Consider the following 17670-nt stretch of genomic DNA (forward strand, 5'->3'; position numbering starts at 1 on the left):
ATGCGGGACTCAGATGAAAGCCGGAGTCTTCGCTTTTCCCTGATGGTTTGACAAAACATTGAAAGCTTTGCGCCGGGGGCGTGGGGTGACAGGACGATAAATATGGAAGAAGAGAACGTTATTTTAGAGGAGGAAGGTCCGGTCCGGGAGAGTATTTACGGAGAATACGAAGAGACCCTGCGCCTGGTGATGGAGGATGTTTTCCATCGAATTCGCAGCTCTCAGAGGGAGTATGAGAAGGTACATGGCGGCAAGATCGCCGAGCATCTGGACGGCCGCATCAAAGAGGATCAGAGCATGCGGGAAAAGCTGGCCATGCGGGGTCTGCCCATCAATGCCCATTCCGCCCTGCGGGAAGTGACAGACGCCATCGGAATCCGTGTCGTCTGTGGCTTCCGCGACGACATTTATGCCAATCTGGACTGCATCCGCTCCTGGGGCCAGACGAAAATCATTCAGGAGAAGGACTATGTCCGCCATGCCAAGGGCAATGGCTACCGCAGCTATCATGTGATCCTGGATGTGGAGGAACCTTACATGGACGTGGACGGGGAATGCCCGGGTCACTTCTATGTGGAGATTCAGCTGAGAACCATCGCGATGGACTCCTGGGCCGCTCTGGAGCATGAGATTAGCTACAAGCAGGGAGTGTCCGGCAATGCCAGGCTGATCGAGACGGAGCTAAAGCGCTGCGCTGATGAGCTGGCCTCCTGTGATGTTACAATGCAGACCATTCGCGATCTGATCCGGCATGAAAACGCCAAGAACCGAAGCTGAAGATTCGGGGAAGGTCGGGAGAATATACAGCCGGAGGTTCGTGGCCGGGCGATTAGCGCGCGGTTAAGCGGACGGAGATTCGGATAAAGCAAGGAGGAAGGCCATGAAAGTACTGGTTGCGGAGGATGAGCAGGAGATGCGCCGCGTCCTGGTGACAGCCCTGCACATGAACAGCTATGAGGTGGTCGACGTCGCTGACGGTCAGGCAGCCCTTGAGGCTGCCTGTGAGGGAACCTATGATTGCCTGGTCTTCGATGTCATGATGCCCAAGATGACCGGAGTTGAGGCCTTAAGGCAGATCCGGGCGGGAGGAGATATGACCCCGATTCTGCTTCTGACAGCCAAGGCGGAGGTAGAGGACCGGATCGACGGACTGGATGCCGGGGCCGATGATTATCTGACCAAGCCCTTTGCCCTGGGAGAACTCCTGGCCAGAATCCGCTCTCTCACCAGAAGAAATGAGGACTTCTCTCCCAAAAACCTGACCATTGCCGATGTGACCCTGGATGTGGAGCAGCAGGAAATACGGGCACAGAATGCCATCCGGCTGGCTCCCAAAGAGGCCAAATTACTGGAATATCTCTTGCAGAATGTGGGAAAGGACGTCTCAACCGAGCAGATCTTTGAGCGAATCTGGAAGGATGATCAGGAGGCGGATATCGGGCTGGTCTGGGTCTATATTTCCTACTTGCGCCAGAAGTTTAACGCGATTACGGGCAAGGTCGCCATTGAGGGTGACGAGGGAGGAAGCTATCGGATTCACGAGAGGGCGTAGCTATGATTAAGAAGCTGAAGAGGCGCTTTATCGGTTCCGCAACAGCGGCGATTCTTTTGGTCATGGCAGTGATCCTGCTTCTGATCAATGTGTCCAACTACTATAGAAATATTCATGAGGCTCATCTGGTTCTCAATTATCTGACCCAGTCCGGGGGAACCCTGCCTGATTTCGCCGAGAAGGGCGACCAGTCCGGGGGGACATCGGTAGAAGTAATCACCGCGGATGGCGACCAGGAGAGTGGAGGATCCGTCATCCGGCGCGGTCTCAGTATTATTGCGGACAATATTCTCCTGGTGCTCCAGAGAGATCACCACATTCAGATGAGTCGTGACAGCCTGCTGCAGACCCGCTTTTTCACGGTCTGGACAGGATCCGACGGACAGATTACGCAGACCAACCGCAGCTATATCGCGGAAGTGTCTGAGGAAAACGCGCGCAAGTTCGCGGCTATGGTGCTGAAAAAGGGAAGCAGCAGAGGGAGTATTGTATCGGGACTTGCCACCTATGAGTATCAGATCAGCCGTTACGAAGACGGGTCCACCATGACGGTCTTTTTAGACGCCAGCAACTATCATGACTCGGTCCGGTCTGTTCTGATCCTCTCGATTATTGGAAGCGGGGTACTGGCCTTTTTGATCATCGCCCTTTTAGTCGCCTTCTCAAGAAGAGCTGTCGACCCCATGATTCGCAATTATGAGGCGCAGAAGCAGTTCATCACCAACGCGGGACATGAGTTAAAGACCCCGATCGCGATTATCTCCGCCAACGCGGAATTGCTTGAGATGATGAAGGGCGAGAATGAGTGGACCCAGTCGATTCGCAAGCAGTCGGCCAGGCTCAGCGACCTGGTCGCGGACCTGATTACCCTGACCCGCATGGGAGAACAGGAGCGGATCAAGCTGCATGATATTGACTTATCTACTGTGGTGACCGACGCGGCGGAGTCCTACCGGCCCGTTGTAGAACAGCAGCATAAGGCCCTGGTACTCAAGGTCAATCCCGCCGTTCACGTCCACGCGGAAGAGAAGTTGGCCAAGGAGCTGGTCAATATTCTGGTGGACAATGCCGCCAAATACTGCGACGACGAGGGGCGCATTGTCGTCTCCCTGCGCAGAAGAAACCGGGTGGGAGGAGCGCATCTGGTTGTCGAGAATACCTATGCCCAGGGGGCAAATGTGGACTATAATCGCTTTTTTGACCGCTTCTACCGGGAGGACAGCTCCCACTCTTCCGAGAGGGAGGGCTACGGGATCGGCTTGTCCATGGCCCAGGGGATCGTTGTGGATCAGTTCCGCGGATCCATCCGGGCGGACTATAAGGACGGAAATATCCGCTTTATTGTGCGGATCTAGGAAGCTGCATATGCGAAAGCCGGACCGCAGGATGAAATCAGTATTCTGCGGGTTGTTCGATGTCAGGCTTTGCCAATGAATTTGCGGATCGGATCAGTTGGATGAAATCAGCATTCTGCAGGAGATGAGAGAAGAGGAAAAGGGAGAACAGAGACCGCGCCTGCCTGTGGCGGAGAAAAATCACAGCGCTGAGAAGAAATCCTCCAGATCCCGGCGGCTGGCCCGAAGACTGCCCTGACACATGGCGGCGGATCCGCCTCCACGGGCAGAGAATCGCTCCTTCAGCTGCTCATTGAGGATTCTGGCATCGCCGTCAGCGATGGAAAGAATGTAGGAGTAGCCGTCCGAATCGCTTCCATTGAAGGCGGCGCAGTAGCCGCTGTGTGCGGCAGACATCTGGTTGACGGCCTGGCGCAGGCGAATGGGGTCGATCCCGTTCTCAAAGAGGCAGACGTTGGCAGCGGAGGGATCAAGGACCGCCAGATCAGACGCAAGAAGGCGGGCAGAGGCCTCATGTAGGGCGTCTTTGAGAGCCAAGAGGTCTGCAAGCTTTTTGGAAAGGGCCATGGCGGCCTCCTCCTGGGGGGAGGAGAGCAGATGAGAGACCTCTTCCAGAACAGACTGTTTGCGGCGAAAGTCTGCCAGAGCCCGCATGCCGCAGGCGATCATAAGCCTGGTTCCTCCCTTGTAGCTCTGTATTTGCAACACCTTGAGCAGACCGACCTCGCCGGTTCTTCTGACATGGGGAGCGCAGCAGGCGCACACGTCACAATCGGGGATTGTGACAATGCGGACAGGTCCGCTCAGAGCCTTTTTGCTCCGGTAGTCTAATTGCGCCAACTCCTCTGCGGAGGGGTAAGAAGCGTCAATGACCCGGTTGTCGAAGATGATCCGGTTGGCCGCCGTCTCAAGGCGGTCGATCTCCTCACGGGTCAAAGGACCGCTGTAGTCCATACTGCAGGTCCGCTCACTCAAGTGAAATCCCACATTTTCATAACCGAAGGCGGAGTGAACCAGACCGGAGAAGATATGCTCTCCGCTGTGGTTCTGCATATTGTCGTAACGGCGCTCCCAATCAATGCTTCCCCGGACAGGGGTCCCGGGGGCCAGAGGCCCGTCACAGAAATGGTGGATGACGCCGGATTTGATCTTTACATCGAGAACATGCACCTGGGGAGATGCGCCTGCCGGTAGATCGGGCGAAGACGGAAGGGGGATCAGCAGACCCAGATCCGGGGTCTGCCCGCCCTCCTCAGGAAAGAAGAGAGTTTGGTTTAGGATGATGTCGAACTGCCCCTTGTGAGATTTCTCCCCTTCGCAGCAGGAGAGGACCTGGGCTTCGAATGTTTTCCCGTAAGGATTTTGGTCGTATAATTTTTGAGTCGCAGGGCTGGAGAGATTCATTTCTTTTCCTTTATACTGATATACTGAGTGTTTGAGACGACACTGATATATGAAAACGGCTGCGCCTGAGAACGGCGAGATGGAATAGATTCATGACGGATCGCCGGAGGGAACAAGGATATTCCGGACGGAACGGAAATATTCCGGGGGAACAAGTATATTTTAGAAGATTCCCGGATCTTTTGCCAGGGTCAGTCCTTTGCCCTTATTATGTATGATGAGAGCGGAAGAAGGATCCTTCCATTCCTCACAGGATCTGAAAAGGAGTTCATATGTACTACGGAAATATCAAGGATTGGGATATTGCCGACGGCCCGGGCGTGCGGGTCAGTCTCTTTGTCTCCGGTTGTCGCAATCGCTGTCCCGGTTGCTTTCAGCCGGACACCTGGGACTTCTGTTACGGCAAGCCCTACACGGAGAAAGAGGAAGCTTTTATTATAGACGCCATGGATCATGACTATATCCAGGGATTTACCTGCCTGGGGGGAGAGCCGTTCGAGCCGGAGAACCAGGGCGAGATCACGAAGCTTCTGCGGAGGATCAAGGAGACCTATCCTGACAAGGATGTCTGGTGCTACACCGGTTACAGCATAGACCGTGACCTGCTCCCCAGGGAAGGATGCCGGCATACTCCTTTTACGGAGGAGATGCTCTCCTATATCGACGTTCTGGTGGACGGCCGATTTGTCATGGAACTGAAGGATATCAGCCTGCAGTTTCGGGGCAGCCGCAATCAGAGAGTGCTGCATCTGGCTAGAATGCGGGAGGAAGGGAAAATGACAGCGGAGACCTTTGAGGCCATCTGGTGGCCGGTGAAGGACAGGAAATTCCAGGAAAAATAAAACAGAAGTCGGAGATGTGAAAATAAAAGACGGCAGGAATGACGGGAAAAGAAGAACAAGGAGATGAAAAGCTTAGTCTGTAAGCGTTAGGGAATCAAAGGCAAGGGTTCAGGGTAAGAAGTCCGGGGTAGGGAGTCCAAAGTAAGAAGTCCAGGGTAGGGAGTCCAAGGTAAGAAGTCTAAGGTAAGAAATCCAAGGAAAAACGAAATCTGATAAAAAAATAACAGGATGCATAAAAATAACTATAACACGAAAGAAAGATAGGTCAAGCGTTCGACAAACAAAAATCGTCATGTTCTTGAATTGATACAAATTGTATACAATAAGGTACAACTAACAGCAATATATAGATGATTAGTTATGATTAAGCACAATATATAGTAAAATCTTCCAATCATCCAATCAAAAATACCTCCTTTTTGTACTTAAGGTAGAACTTGCGCTCAACCTATTGCACTCAAGGAATCAGGTCCATATGATGAGGGCGTAAAGAAGAATGATCTTCGGAATCTTATGTGCGAGGAGGTACATAAAATGAGAGAGGCATTTAAGGAAGCGTGGAGCGGATTCAAGGGCATCAAGTGGACGGATGACGTCAATGTCCGTGAATTTATTCAGAACAACTATACCCCCTATGAGGGAGACGAGTCTTTCCTGGCGGCTCCAACCGAGGCGACAAATAAGCTCTGGGGCAGGCTGCAGGAGCTGCAGAAGGAAGAGAGAGCTAAAAACGGCGTGCTTGAGTGCGAGACAGAGGTTGTCTCCAGCCTGACCGCTTATGGGCCCGGCTACATCGACGAGTCTCTGAAGGATCTCGAGAAGGTTGTCGGCCTGCAGACAGACAAGCCCCTGAAGAGGGCGTTCATGCCTTATGGCGGAATCAAGATGGCCGAGCAGGCAGCTGCCAATTACGGATACCAGATCAACGAGAAGTATCACAAGATCTTCAACGAGTATCACAAGACCCATAATCAGGCAGTATTTGACGCCTACACCCCCGAGATGAAGACAGCCCGTCATACCCATATTGTGACCGGACTTCCCGATACCTATGGCCGTGGCCGTATCGTCGGCGATTACAGAAGAGTTGCCCTCTACGGAATTGATTTCCTGATCGAGAAGAAGACCGAGGACTTCAACAACTGTGGAGACGGGACGATGACGGATGATGTCATCCGTCTTCGCGAGGAGATTGCGGAGCAGATCCGGGCCTTAAAGGGCATGAAGGAGATGGCCAAGGCCTATGGCTACGATATCTCCGGCCCCGCCAAGGACGCCAGAGAGGCTGTACAGTGGCTCTACTTCGGCTACCTGGCAGCCATCAAGACCCAGAATGGAGCCGCCATGTCTGTCGGAAGGATCTCTACCTTCCTGGATATCTATATCGACCGCGATCTTGCGGCCGGCAAGTTGACCGAGTCAGAGGCGCAGGAGTTGATTGACCACATCGTCATGAAGTTCCGTATGGTTAAGTTCGCCCGTATTCCCTCCTACAATGAGCTCTTCTCAGGGGACCCGGTATGGGCGACGCTGGAGGTTGCCGGCATCGGCATGGACGGACGCAGCATGGTCACCAAGAGCGACTACCGTTTCCTCCACACCCTGGAGAACATGGGTCCCTCACCCGAGCCCAACCTGACGGTTCTCTACAGCTCCAAGCTGCCTGAGAATTTCAAGGAATATGCGGCAAAGGTTTCAATCAATACGTCTTCCGTTCAGTACGAGAATGACGATGTCATGAAGCCGGTATGGGGAGACGATTACTCCATCTGCTGCTGCGTATCGGCAACGCAGACCGGTAAGGAGATGCAGTTCTTCGGAGCCCGCGCCAACCTGGCCAAGTGCCTGCTCTACGCGATCAACGGCGGTATGGATGAGAAGTTCAAGGTACAGTGCGGACCTGAGCTCGCTCCCATTCGCTCCGAGTATCTGGATTATGACGAGGTGATGCACAAGTTTGACCTGATGATGGATTGGCTGTCCGGTCTCTATGTCAATATCCTGAATCTGATCCAGTATATGCATGACAAGTATTACTACGAGTCAGCTGAGATGGCCCTGATCGACACCAATGTCCGCCGGACCTTCGCGACCGGTATCGCGGGCTTCTCACATGTAGTCGACTCTCTGTCCGCCATCAAGTACGCCAAGGTCAAGACCATCAGGGATGAATCCGGACTGGTAACAGACTACGAGGTTGAGGGAGACTTCCCCAAGTACGGCAACGATGACGACCGGGCCGATGACATTGCGGTATGGCTCCTCAAGACATTCATGAAGAAGATTGAGAAGCATCACACCTATCGCAACTCAGAGCCCACGACCTCAATCCTGACCATCACATCCAATGTGGTATACGGGAAGGCAACCGGAGCCCTGCCCGATGGCAGAGAGGCATTCAAGCCCTTCGCTCCCGGAGCAAACCCCTCCTATGGAGCTGAGCAGAGTGGTCTTCTGGCATCCTTGAACTCTGTCGCCAAGCTGCCCTATGAGTACGCTTTGGATGGTATTTCCAATACACAGACGATCAGCCCCGACGCGATCGGCCACGACCTTGGCGAGCGCAAGGGCAATCTGGTTCGCGTCATGGACGGCTACTTTGACAGGGGCGCTCATCATCTCAATGTCAATGTCTTCGGCACCGAGAAGCTGATCGACGCCATGGAGCATCCGGAGAAGGAGGAGTACGCTAACTTCACCATCCGCGTATCCGGCTATGCGGTTAAGTTCATCGATCTGACCCGCGAGCAGCAGCTGGATGTTATCGCGAGAACCTGCCACAAGAGAATGTAAAAGCTGCAATGCCAATGCAAGGATTGCAATGCTAATGTAAGGGTTGCAATGTCAGAGAACCCTATTGGCTGTGACAGACAGGGACAGTGAGACAGGGAGAGACCTTGCCGTATACCGCAGACGCATACCTTTTGCCGATGCGCGACGCGGCATTGCCCCTCTGCTCCTCGCAGTCCCTGTTTTTCTTGCTGAAGAAGACTTATCAAAGCAGTCTTAGGAATGACCCGGGCGCAGGACAGGAAAGAAGGTATCTTTGTACCCGGAAATATCAAGGACAGCGCTCGAAAAGGATAAAAGAAGTGCCTGCGAATGCCAGGAACAGCGCTCGAAGGGGTCAAAAGAAGAGCCCGGAAATATCAAAGAGCAAGACAGACCGGGGTGAGTAGGAAAAGAGGTGAACCATGGCAATCGGAAGAGTACACTCAGTCGAGTCCTTCGGATCCGTGGACGGACCCGGGATCCGCTACATTATTTTTCTGCAGGGCTGCAATATGCGCTGTCGCTACTGCCATAATGTGGATACCTGGGATATCGACGATGTGAAGAATTACAATGAGCAGGAGGCATCCGCGCTCTTAGATCAGGCGGAGCGCTATCGCAGCTATTGGGGCAAGGAAGGCGGGATCACCGTCTCCGGCGGGGATCCTCTTTTGCAGATCGATTTTCTGCTGGAGCTCTTCCGCCAGGCCAAAGAGAGGAAGATCAACACCTGCATAGACACCTCGTTGAATCCCTTCAGCAGGGAGGAACCTTACTTCTCAAAGTTTCAGGAGCTGATGACTTACACGGACCTGCTTTTAGTGGATATCAAGCACATCGATCCGGAGAAGCACAGATGGCTGACCGGCAGGGATAACGCCAATATCCTGGACGGAATCCGTTATTTGGACTCCATCCACAAGCCCATCTGGATCCGCCAGGTTTTAGTTCCGGGAATTACCGATGTGGATCAGTATCTCTATCAGACCAGAGAATTCATCGCCTCCTTATCCAACGTGCAGAAGATAGAGGTTCTTCCCTATCACACGCTGGGTCTCTACAAGTGGGAGGAGCTTGGGATGAAGAACACTCTGGCCGATGTCGAACCGCCCAGCGCGGAACGGACCGAGCGGGCGCAGAAGATCCTGCGGGGAGAGCCGATCCGGTGAGCGGAAACTCTATATAAATTCAGGGAGAACATCCCCCCGGCGGCCAAGTCGCAATCAGATGGCCTCCGGGGGGATTTTTTGGAATTTTTATGGAAACGCCGGGAAAATTTTTATGGGAAAGAGTCTCCTCGAAAGGGAAAGGATTTGCTAGAATAGCCCTATGAATACAGATTACAGGAAGTATCTTAAACTGCTGGCTGAGAAATATCCGAGTCAGCAGGCGGTCTGCCGCGAAATCATCAACCTCAACGCCATTTTGAACCTGCCCAAGGGGACGGAGCATTTCATGTCTGATCTCCACGGCGAGTACGAGGCCTTCTACCACATCGTCAACAACTGCTCCGGCGTGATCAGGGAGAAGATCCAGATGATCTTCGAGGATGAGATGACAGAGGCGGAGCGACGGGATCTGGCCACTCTGGTCTACTACCCCCGCCGCAAGATGGCCCTGCTCAAGCGCCAGGGGAAGATCACAGACGAGTGGTATCTGATGACCCTAAATCGCCTGATTTCCATCGCCCGTTTCCTGTCCGGCAAGTACACCAGGTCCAAGGTCCGCAAGGCCATGTCGCCGGACTTCGCCTACATCATTGACGAGCTCCTCCATATGCAGGCGGATGAGGACAACAATCAGGTGGCCTACCACAGGGAGATTCTGCACACCATTATCGCCTTGAAAAACGCGGAGGAGTTTGTCATCGCCCTGTCCTCCCTGATCAAGCGCCTGGCCGTCGATCACCTGCACATTGTGGGAGACATCTTTGACAGGGGACCCTCCGCGGATAAGATCATGGACTTGCTCATGGGATATCACTCCCTGGATATCGAGTGGGGGAATCACGATATCCTCTGGATGGGAGCTGCCTGCGGATCCGGGGTCTGCGTCGCCAATGTCCTGCGCAACAATCTGCGACATGGCAATATGGAGATTCTGGAGAGCCGCTACGGGATTAATCTGCGCAAGCTGGTTCTCTTCGCCCTGGAGCAGTACCAGGAGACAGACCCGATCAAGGCGGCCCTGCGGGCGATCAGCGTGATCGCCTATAAGCTGGAAGACCGTGTGATCCGGGAGAATCCGGGATTTGGCATGGATCAGACGCGCCTGTTTTCCCGCTGTGATTTTCGCAATTACAGTGTGGAGATCGAGGGGAAGATCTATCCCCTGAACTGTAGGGATTTCCCGACGGTTGACCCGGATGATCCGACGAAATTATCAGAGGAAGAGAAGACAATCCTGGACGGCCTGGTGGATGATTTCTCCGGTTCCAAGCGCCTGCAGGCCCATGTGGAGTTCCTCTATGAGAAGGGGAGCATCTACCGCGTCTTCAATGATAATGTTCTCTACCACGGCTGCATTCCCATGGACTCCGAGGGGAATCTGGACGGAATCTGCCTGGAGGGAAATGTCTATCGGGGCAGGAGCTACATGGATTATGCCGACCGCATCGCCCGAAGAGCCTACTATCGGACCAGGGATCCCAAGAGCGGCAAGGATTTCAGCCAGCAGGATCACGAGAGGGATCTGGACTTCATGTATTTCCTCTGGGCAGGACCTAAGTCCCCCCTCTGCGGCCGCAGGCTGGCGACCTTTCAGAGGGAGTTCATCGACGACCGGTCGACCTGGGAGGAGCCCACGGATCCCTACTACAATTTCAGCCTGGACCAGCGCTATTGCAATATGATCATGCGTGAGTTCGGGGTCTATTCGCCCATGGGGCACATCATCAACGGCCATACTCCGGTCAAGACGATCCGGGGCGAGAAGCCGGTGCGGGGCGGAGGCAAGCTCTACGTGATAGACGGGGGCTTCTGCGCTGGTATGCACAAGACAACCGGGATCGCGGGCTACACCATGATTTATAATTCGCACGGAATTCGTCTCAAGGAGCACAGGCCCTTTATGGGGATTGAGGATGCCCTTGCCAATAATGACGATATCGAGTCCAGCTCTGAGGTGATTGAGAAGGAGCAGCAGCGCGTGATGGTGCGGGATACGGATATCGGCCGGGGGATCGCCCTGGATATTGAGGATCTGACCTCTCTTCTGGAGATGTACCGGAGCGGGGAGATCGCGGAGCGGTCACTGTAAGGGCTGCTTGAAACAGAAAAGCAGAGAATTACCCGAAAAACACGCGCAGATGAACCGGGGACGAGGAGGAACAGCTGTCTGAGACGGGTGAGAGGATGATCACGGGATAGTGTGTCAGTCTGCCTTAATCCTCCAGGGTATACCCCGTCAGATAGGAGCGGTCGCCCAGATCCTCCAGAAGAGGGATAAAGTCCGCCCGCCCCTGATTTGCGTCCGCCAGATCTACTGCCTCAAAGTAGAGCTCGACCCGCCGAATCAGAGCAGCGGTGGAGTCGTCGATCAGGTCCATGATGCTCTCTCTGCGGGGTCTATGCCCGGGATCCCAGGGGTTGCACCAGGTCTGATGGGAGAGGTTGCAGGGATCGGGATATTTGCGGATGTGATTGCTGACCAGCATACCGGAGACGACGGCGTGTCCCATGCTCAGCTCTTCCGCCCGGCGCAGGAGCTTTCTCTTGGCGTCGGAGGGATCCCGCAGGAGCCTGGCGGTCATGGGAAGACTGAGCAGCGATTCATAAATGGTCCACGACTTGAGACCCAGTTCTGGGTAAGTTCGTCCGATTGCCCGGGAAAGAAGAAGGGTCAGAACCTTTCGCTCGGAGGCAGAGGCTTTAAAATAGCGCTCCGTGTGGTCCATGAGCGGCTCCTGGTTGAGATAGTAGTGTCCGCAGTCGCTGTCAATATCCGTTTCCAGGAAGACGTGCAGGCCGAAGTCATAGACGGGGCGGTCGGTATGTCTTCTCTTTCGGGTCCGGCAGTAGATATAGGGATGACAGGTCGAATCCAGGGTGTAGTGACCTATGAAACCGCAGATATAGGCGTCGGCGATAGAGCGGCCCTCATCGGAATTCAGGATCTCTTCCCGGGCGCTCAAGAGGGCGTCGAAGAAATCCATAACCCGGTTGGAGTGCATGACCACCCCCGGGTTTTCGGAGTAGGCCAGGTAGGGGGAGAGGGAGTAGAAGAAGAGATCCGGTCCCTGCTGGCCGATGGCGTAGGCGACCGGATGGCGCGCGATTCGGCTCTTGAGGTCAGCGGGCATGAAGCTGGCGGCCCTGAGGCCAAAGATGTTGTGCGTTTTCATTCCGGGCATGGGAAACCTCCTTGTCTGTATCCGAATCAGCCGTTGATTACAGTATAGTTTTTTTATTCTCAATAGAGAAGGATAGAAGGCGAGATTGATATAGAGAAGGGTGGATAAGGGGAAAAGGGGAGAGCGATTTCTGCCAACAGAAAAGAGCAAATTTCCAGAGAAAATTCCATAGCGGGGGCTGTGATGGGAGTTTACGATAAGGGGATTGCGATGGGCGCTTTCAACCAATAGAAAAGTGCTCCCTTTTCTACTATAATGGTTGACGTCGGTGTGCTCTCTGAAAGGAATGGATATGACAAATCTGGAATTGCAGAAACATGCGGTTCGAATCCGCAAGGGTATTATTACTGGTGTGCATGCCGGTAAGTCCGGGCATCCGGGCGGCTCTCTTTCTTCTGCTGACCTTCTGACCTATCTCTATTTTGAGGAGATGAAGCTGGATCCGGGGGATCCCAAAAAGGCGGATCGGGACCGTTTTGTCCTTTCTAAGGGGCACAATGCCCCGGCCCTTTACGCGGCTCTGGCGGAGCGGGGATATTTTCCCCCGGAGGATTTAAAGACCCTTCGCCATGTGGGGAGTTATCTGCAGGGGCATCCCTGCATGCAGGAGACGCCAGGGGTGGATGCCTCCTCCGGTTCTCTGGGACAGGGGATCTCTGTCGCGGTCGGCATGGCACTCTCCGCCAGGCTGAGCGGGGCGGATTACCGGGTCTATACTCTCTTGGGAGACGGTGAGATCGAGGAGGGACAGGTCTGGGAGGCCGCCATGTTTGCGGGGAACCGAAGGCTTGACAACCTGGTTGCCATCGTAGACTACAACAATCTGCAGATCGACGGGACGCTGGACCAGGTCAACTCGCCGGTTCCCATTCCGGCGAAGTTTGAGGCCTTTCGATGGAATGTCATAGAGGTGATGGACGGCAGCGATTTCGACCAGCTCAGGGAGGCGTTTGCCGGGGCCCGCGCCCATAAGGGGGCGCCAAGCTGTATCGTCATGCACACAGTCAAGGGAAAGGGAGTCTCCTATATGGAGAATGCCTGTGAGTGGCATGGAAAGGCGCCCAATGACGAGCAGTTCGCGGTGGCGATGGAGGAACTGAATCAGGCGGAGGAAGCACTATGTCAGAGATGAGGAAGATTGCGACGCGTGACAGCTATGGCAATGCCCTTGTTGCGCTTGGAAGAGAACACGAGAATCTGGTCGTCTTAGATGCGGATCTGGCAGCGGCCACCAAGACGGGGATGTTCAAGAAGGTCTTTCCGGACCGTCATATCGACTGTGGGATCGCGGAGTCCAATATGATGGGAATTGCCGCGGGACTGGCCACTACCGGCAAGGTGCCCTTCGCGTCCACCTTCGCCATGTTTGCCGCGGGAAGAGCCTTTGAGCAGGTGCGCAACTCCATTGGCTATCCTCATCTGAATGTCAAGATCGGGGCGACACATGCCGGAATCTCCGTCGGGGAGGATGGAGCCAGCCACCAGTGTAACGAGGACATCGCCCTCATGCGGACGATTCCCGGGATGACCATTGTCGTCCCCGCGGATGATATTGAGGCCAGAGAGGCTGTGCGGGCCGCATACGAGACGGATGGACCCTTTTACCTCCGTTTCGGGCGTCTGGCGGTCCCTGTCATCAATGACAGGCCGGACTATCATTTTGAGCTGGGCAAGGGGAGCGTTGTCCGCGAGGGAACCGATCTCGCCCTGATTGCCTGCGGTCTGGAACTGGGGGAGGCCCTGCAGGCGGCCGCGCGGCTGGAGGAGGATGGCATTTCAGCCCGTGTCATTAACATGCATACGATCAAGCCCCTGGACCGTGACCTCTTGATCCGGTCCGCCGCTGACTGCGGCAGAGTGGTCACAGTCGAGGAACACTCGATCATCGGTGGGCTGGGATCCGCGGTTGCGGAGACTCTGGCGGAAGAGTATCCCGCGAAGCTGCTGCGCATCGGCATTCGCGATCGCTTCGGCGAATCCGGCCCGGCGGCAGAGCTTCTCCATAAGTATCAGCTGGATGCCGAGGGCATTTACCGGCAGATCAGGGCCTGGGTATCAGAGCTATGAATCTGCGATTCCGCGAAAAAGGACCCAGCCCCAAGCTGCGCAGGCAGCTGATCATCCTGGGGCTGGTCTTTTTGTCATCTCTGATTCTTTTCTCCCTTCTGTTTAATTTTCACCGGAGACCCAGGGCGCTTTCCATGGACAAGCCCAGTCTGCCGGGGATCAGCGTCGGACTAAAGGACCGGCAAATCAATCGTCTCTTTGCCTATACGACTCCCATGGAAGGCAGCTACATGCGGGGAACCATCACGCCTCTGATTGACGGTGACCGGCTGCAGTTGACGATTGACAGTCTGGGAAAAGCAGTCCAGAGTCTGGATTATGAGCTGCGGTCAGCTGATGGGCAGAATCAGCTGGCGAGCGGGCAGTTGAACGACCTGGGAGGCGGCGGGCAGGATCCGTCCGCCGAGATCGACCTGTCCGGCAAATTGGAGGATGAGACGGAGTATTTGCTGACTTTAACCCTCCAGCTGACCGGATCCAAGGAGAAGATCTACTACTATACCAGGGTATTAAAGACCAGGGATGATCACGTAGAGGAGATCTTTGACTTCGCCAGGGATTTTCACGCAAAGAGCCTGTCAGATCAGTACAGGGACCTGTCCGTCTATCTGAATGATCCGAGCCGGGAGGTGAACTCGACAGACCTGACAGAGGTGAATTTGAATTCCGGAATTGGCCAGATCGGCTATGGCTCTCTGAAGGCCAGCCAGGTCCGGGAGCCGGACTATTCCTTCACGGATATCAATACCAATTACTGTATGCTGGAGTCCAGCTTCATCCTGAGGAAGGATGACCAGGGGATAAGCCGCTATTTTACGGTGCATGAGTACTTTCGGGTTCGCTACAGCACAAGGCGCATGTATCTGATGGACTATCAGAGGCGGATGGATCCCATCCAGACAGATGGAAGCATCTCTGTGACGGGAGCCAGACTGAACCTTGGCGTGGGCAATGGAAATCTGAATTGTCTGTCCAATGAGACCGGAAGCCTGATCAGCTTCGTCTCCGGCGGAGATCTCTTTACCTATGATCAGGGGAAGAAAAGCCTCAAGCGGATCTTTTCCTTCCGGGATGACAGCGATCTGACAGATCCCCGCAGTAACTGCGCGGACCACGCATACAAGCTGCTTGGCCTGGATGAGTCGGGAAGCATGGATTTTGTGGTGTACGGGTACATGAATGCCGGACCTCATGAAGGTCAGGTGGGGATCAACCTGTACCACTATGACTCTGTGACAGGACAGACCCTGGAGAAGGCCTTCGTCAGAAGCGGGGATTCCTATCAGATCCTTAAGGCTTCTTTCTCAGACCTGCTCTATATGAATGGGAGACAGGATTTTTACCTGATAGTTGACGGGACGGCAGTTCGAATCGACTTAAACAGGGGGAAGACGACAGAGCTGCTGCGGGGGCTGAAAAAGGGACAGTACGCGGTTTCTGCCTCCGGGCGCTATCTGGCTTACACAGAGGCCAGCGAACCGGCCGACCAGATTCACATTATGGATTTTGAGACGGGAGAGAAGAGGGATCTGACCGCCTCAGATGGGGAGAAGATACAGGTTCTGGCCTTTATGGGCGAAGATCTGGCTTATGGTGTCATCCGTCCGTCGGACCAGACCAAGGACGCGGCAGGCAATGTGATCAGTCCCATGTATCAGGTCAAGATCCACAGTATTTCGGAGGACAAAGAACTGCTGACCTACCAGAAGGACGGCCTCTTTGTGGTGGGCGCTGACTGCAGCGGGGCAACGCTGACCTTGCGCAGGGTCAGAAGACAGGGCGACCACTATGTGTCTGCTGATTCGGACAGCATACAGAAGAGCCTCACTGAGAAATCCGATTTCTGTGAGATTCAGGCGCAGGAGGATCCGGGTCTGGGAATGGTGACTATAGTGCAGATGACTGATTCCGGCCGTGAGACGACCGGACAGGAGAAGGCGCAGGCGCTGCGTTTTCAGAGGGCTGATCTGGCAGCCGCGCCGAAGAAGGCGAGTCTGCAGCTGGATCCCGGCGACCAGGACCTGCGATATTTTGTCTATCAGGGGAGCCGGGTAGATCTGACGACCGACAGCCTGATCGGTGCCATCGATCGGGCCGACGCGGACATGGGACTGGTGGTGGACAGCAAGGCGCATACTATCTGGCGCAGGGATAAGCGGGCTTATGTCGGAGCGCTGAGCGGTTTTAAGGTCAATGACGTCGACAAGGGGGCAGACGCTTCCAGCCAGGCTCTGTCCGCCATCTTAATGAGGGAGAAGAAGCCGACGAAGGTCTCTGACCTGACTGCTCAGGGCAAGCGACCGGCACAGATTCTCGACGAGAGTCTGCAGGGATCTCTGGCAGTGGATTTGACCGGGGCAAAGCTGTCACAGGTTCTCTACTATGTGTCCAAGGGAAGCGCGGTCTATGCCCTTTTGCCGGGCGGCGAGGCTATCTTGATTGTGGGTTATTCCGCTGATACGATCCGCTATTTTCAGCCTCAGACGGGAAATGTGATTTCCGCCAGAATGGACAGCATCAGCGGGCAGCTGGAGGAGGCGGGAAATGTATTCCTGTCCTACGTGAAAGCGAATTAGCTGGGGTCTGAAAGTGAAGCAGAAAAGGCTTGAAAGTGAATTAGTTTGGGATGAGAGTGAAGCTGTACCGCCCTGAAAACGACGGGGATCGGGTCTGAAAAATAGACAAAAAGCAGATGAATATTTAGTGAATCTTTCATCTTGCCATCTTCCGTGGATCGCGTTATGTTTGGGCTGAAGAAGGAATTGTATTTGGAGAAGGGAGGTTCTTATGTTAGACCTATCAGCTCTGATGATTCGCATTCTGGATATTTTCCTCTTGCTCAGCCTGGGCGCGATCTACCTTGTCGGTCTCCTGGCTTTCGGGCTGGCCTGCTATCGGATCCTCTTTCCGCGCGGCCTGCATGGAGGACACAGGCTGACGCGGAAGTAAACATTTATTGTAGAGATGTAGACAGTGGCACAATGAAATGCATTCTTCGCGAGTATTCCATCTTCGCTTTGGATCAGATCAAACATATGATTGGCAAGGAGCCAAAGAGAATAGATTCTGATAATGTGCTGACTTTCGGTCAGGAATCTCTATGAGGATCAGGGGCAGGCGCTTGTTCTGTCCGAAAATTATGCGACAGTTATTGGAGATCTGGATACCTATAGGAATTTTGTGCAAGATACGAAGATCATTTCTAGTTTTCATCGTACAGAGCAGGCCTCCCCGGAGGGGACAAAGGGCAGAAATATCTGTATGAGCATGCGATCTGCGGCATGCATGATTATCTAAAAACAGAGAACCAACTACTATATTTCGCCT

At 54.3% G+C, this 17670-nt stretch carries 13 protein-coding genes; 11 read left to right on the top strand and 2 right to left on the bottom strand.

The genetic code is table 11. The annotated features are described in order from the left end of the window. Window positions 1–102: 102 nt before the first annotated feature. From GCWU000342_RS09420 to GCWU000342_RS09430, 3 genes are all read left to right on the top strand, one after another. A complete protein-coding gene (locus GCWU000342_RS09420; RefSeq protein WP_006907203.1) occupies window positions 103–777 on the top strand; it encodes a GTP pyrophosphokinase in 675 nt (224 codons plus the stop codon). Window positions 778–880: 103 nt separating this feature from the next. After that, entirely contained in the window at window positions 881–1552 is a 672-nt protein-coding gene (locus GCWU000342_RS09425; RefSeq protein WP_006907204.1) for a response regulator transcription factor, read from the top strand. Between the two features lie 2 nt (window positions 1553–1554). Next, on the top strand, window positions 1555–2907 hold the full coding sequence (locus tag GCWU000342_RS09430) for a sensor histidine kinase (protein ID WP_006907205.1): 1353 nt from the start codon (window positions 1555–1557) through the stop codon (window positions 2905–2907). Window positions 2908–3087: 180 nt separating this feature from the next. Here the strand turns inward: GCWU000342_RS09430 and GCWU000342_RS09435 are convergent, their stop codons facing one another. Beyond that, window positions 3088–4311, bottom strand: a complete 1224-nt coding sequence (locus GCWU000342_RS09435) for an alanyl-tRNA editing protein (protein ID WP_006907207.1) — start codon at window positions 4309–4311, stop codon at window positions 3088–3090. Window positions 4312–4583: 272 nt separating this feature from the next. Here GCWU000342_RS09435 and nrdG point away from each other — a divergent pair, with 272 nt between their 5' ends. From nrdG to GCWU000342_RS09460, 4 genes are all read left to right on the top strand, one after another. Then, window positions 4584–5153: an anaerobic ribonucleoside-triphosphate reductase activating protein gene (gene nrdG, locus GCWU000342_RS09440; RefSeq protein ID WP_006907209.1), complete on the top strand. Its 570-nt coding sequence runs from the start codon at window positions 4584–4586 to the stop codon at window positions 5151–5153. Window positions 5154–5687: 534 nt separating this feature from the next. Beyond that, window positions 5688–7946 (top strand): formate C-acetyltransferase, encoded by a 2259-nt coding sequence (gene pflB, locus GCWU000342_RS09445; RefSeq protein ID WP_045001016.1) that lies wholly within the window; start codon window positions 5688–5690, stop codon window positions 7944–7946. A gap of 401 nt (window positions 7947–8347) precedes the next feature. Next, a complete protein-coding gene (gene pflA / locus GCWU000342_RS09455) occupies window positions 8348–9094 on the top strand; it encodes a pyruvate formate-lyase-activating protein (protein WP_006907212.1) in 747 nt (248 codons plus the stop codon). A gap of 160 nt (window positions 9095–9254) precedes the next feature. After that, a complete protein-coding gene (locus tag GCWU000342_RS09460) occupies window positions 9255–11183 on the top strand; it encodes a fructose-bisphosphatase class III (protein WP_006907213.1) in 1929 nt (642 codons plus the stop codon). Between the two features lie 124 nt (window positions 11184–11307). Here the strand turns inward: GCWU000342_RS09460 and GCWU000342_RS10055 are convergent, their stop codons facing one another. Beyond that, window positions 11308–12276 carry a zinc dependent phospholipase C family protein gene (locus GCWU000342_RS10055; protein ID WP_049921734.1) on the bottom strand — a complete coding sequence of 323 codons (969 nt, stop codon included), beginning with the start codon at window positions 12274–12276 and terminating at the stop codon, window positions 11308–11310. A 292-nt stretch (window positions 12277–12568) separates the two neighbouring features. On the opposite strand from GCWU000342_RS10055, the gene GCWU000342_RS09470 reads away from it, so the two are divergent. The 4 genes from GCWU000342_RS09470 to GCWU000342_RS10600 all read left to right on the top strand — a co-directional run bounded on the left by GCWU000342_RS09470 (window position 12569) and on the right by GCWU000342_RS10600 (window position 17292). Next, window positions 12569–13408, top strand: a complete 840-nt coding sequence (locus tag GCWU000342_RS09470; RefSeq protein ID WP_045001021.1) for a transketolase — start codon at window positions 12569–12571, stop codon at window positions 13406–13408. After that, window positions 13396–14343 (top strand): transketolase family protein, encoded by a 948-nt coding sequence (locus GCWU000342_RS09475; RefSeq protein ID WP_045001023.1) that lies wholly within the window; start codon window positions 13396–13398, stop codon window positions 14341–14343. The genes GCWU000342_RS09470 and GCWU000342_RS09475 overlap by 13 nt, the downstream gene beginning before the upstream one ends. Then, a complete protein-coding gene (locus tag GCWU000342_RS09480; RefSeq protein WP_006907218.1) occupies window positions 14340–16919 on the top strand; it encodes a TolB-like translocation protein in 2580 nt (859 codons plus the stop codon). The genes GCWU000342_RS09475 and GCWU000342_RS09480 overlap by 4 nt, the downstream gene beginning before the upstream one ends. Window positions 16920–17130: 211 nt before the next feature. Continuing rightward, window positions 17131–17292, top strand: a complete 162-nt coding sequence (locus tag GCWU000342_RS10600; RefSeq protein WP_006907220.1) for a hypothetical protein — start codon at window positions 17131–17133, stop codon at window positions 17290–17292. Window positions 17293–17670: the final 378 nt, after the last annotated feature.

The sequence above is a fragment of the Shuttleworthella satelles DSM 14600 genome, from assembly GCF_000160115.1.
Lineage (GTDB): Bacteria > Bacillota > Clostridia > Lachnospirales > Lachnospiraceae > Shuttleworthia > Shuttleworthia satelles.

What these genes read in the sequence shown, in the direction of transcription:
- GCWU000342_RS09480 (WP_006907218.1), top strand. Translation starts at nt 14,340, where the DNA reads ATGAATCTGCGATTCCGCGAAAAAGGACCCAGCCCCAAGCTGCGCAGG.
- GCWU000342_RS09425 (WP_006907204.1), top strand. Translation starts at nt 881, where the DNA reads ATGAAAGTACTGGTTGCGGAGGATGAGCAGGAGATGCGCCGCGTCCTG.
- GCWU000342_RS09430 (WP_006907205.1), top strand. Translation starts at nt 1,555, where the DNA reads ATGATTAAGAAGCTGAAGAGGCGCTTTATCGGTTCCGCAACAGCGGCG.
- GCWU000342_RS09435 (WP_006907207.1), bottom strand. Translation starts at nt 4,311, where the DNA reads ATGAATCTCTCCAGCCCTGCGACTCAAAAATTATACGACCAAAATCCT.
- GCWU000342_RS09475 (WP_045001023.1), top strand. Translation starts at nt 13,396, where the DNA reads ATGTCAGAGATGAGGAAGATTGCGACGCGTGACAGCTATGGCAATGCC.
- nrdG (WP_006907209.1), top strand. Translation starts at nt 4,584, where the DNA reads ATGTACTACGGAAATATCAAGGATTGGGATATTGCCGACGGCCCGGGC.
- GCWU000342_RS10600 (WP_006907220.1), top strand. Translation starts at nt 17,131, where the DNA reads ATGTTAGACCTATCAGCTCTGATGATTCGCATTCTGGATATTTTCCTC.
- GCWU000342_RS09420 (WP_006907203.1), top strand. Translation starts at nt 103, where the DNA reads ATGGAAGAAGAGAACGTTATTTTAGAGGAGGAAGGTCCGGTCCGGGAG.
- pflB (WP_045001016.1), top strand. Translation starts at nt 5,688, where the DNA reads ATGAGAGAGGCATTTAAGGAAGCGTGGAGCGGATTCAAGGGCATCAAG.
- GCWU000342_RS09470 (WP_045001021.1), top strand. Translation starts at nt 12,569, where the DNA reads ATGACAAATCTGGAATTGCAGAAACATGCGGTTCGAATCCGCAAGGGT.
- GCWU000342_RS10055 (WP_049921734.1), bottom strand. Translation starts at nt 12,276, where the DNA reads ATGCCCGGAATGAAAACGCACAACATCTTTGGCCTCAGGGCCGCCAGC.
- GCWU000342_RS09460 (WP_006907213.1), top strand. Translation starts at nt 9,255, where the DNA reads ATGAATACAGATTACAGGAAGTATCTTAAACTGCTGGCTGAGAAATAT.
- pflA (WP_006907212.1), top strand. Translation starts at nt 8,348, where the DNA reads ATGGCAATCGGAAGAGTACACTCAGTCGAGTCCTTCGGATCCGTGGAC.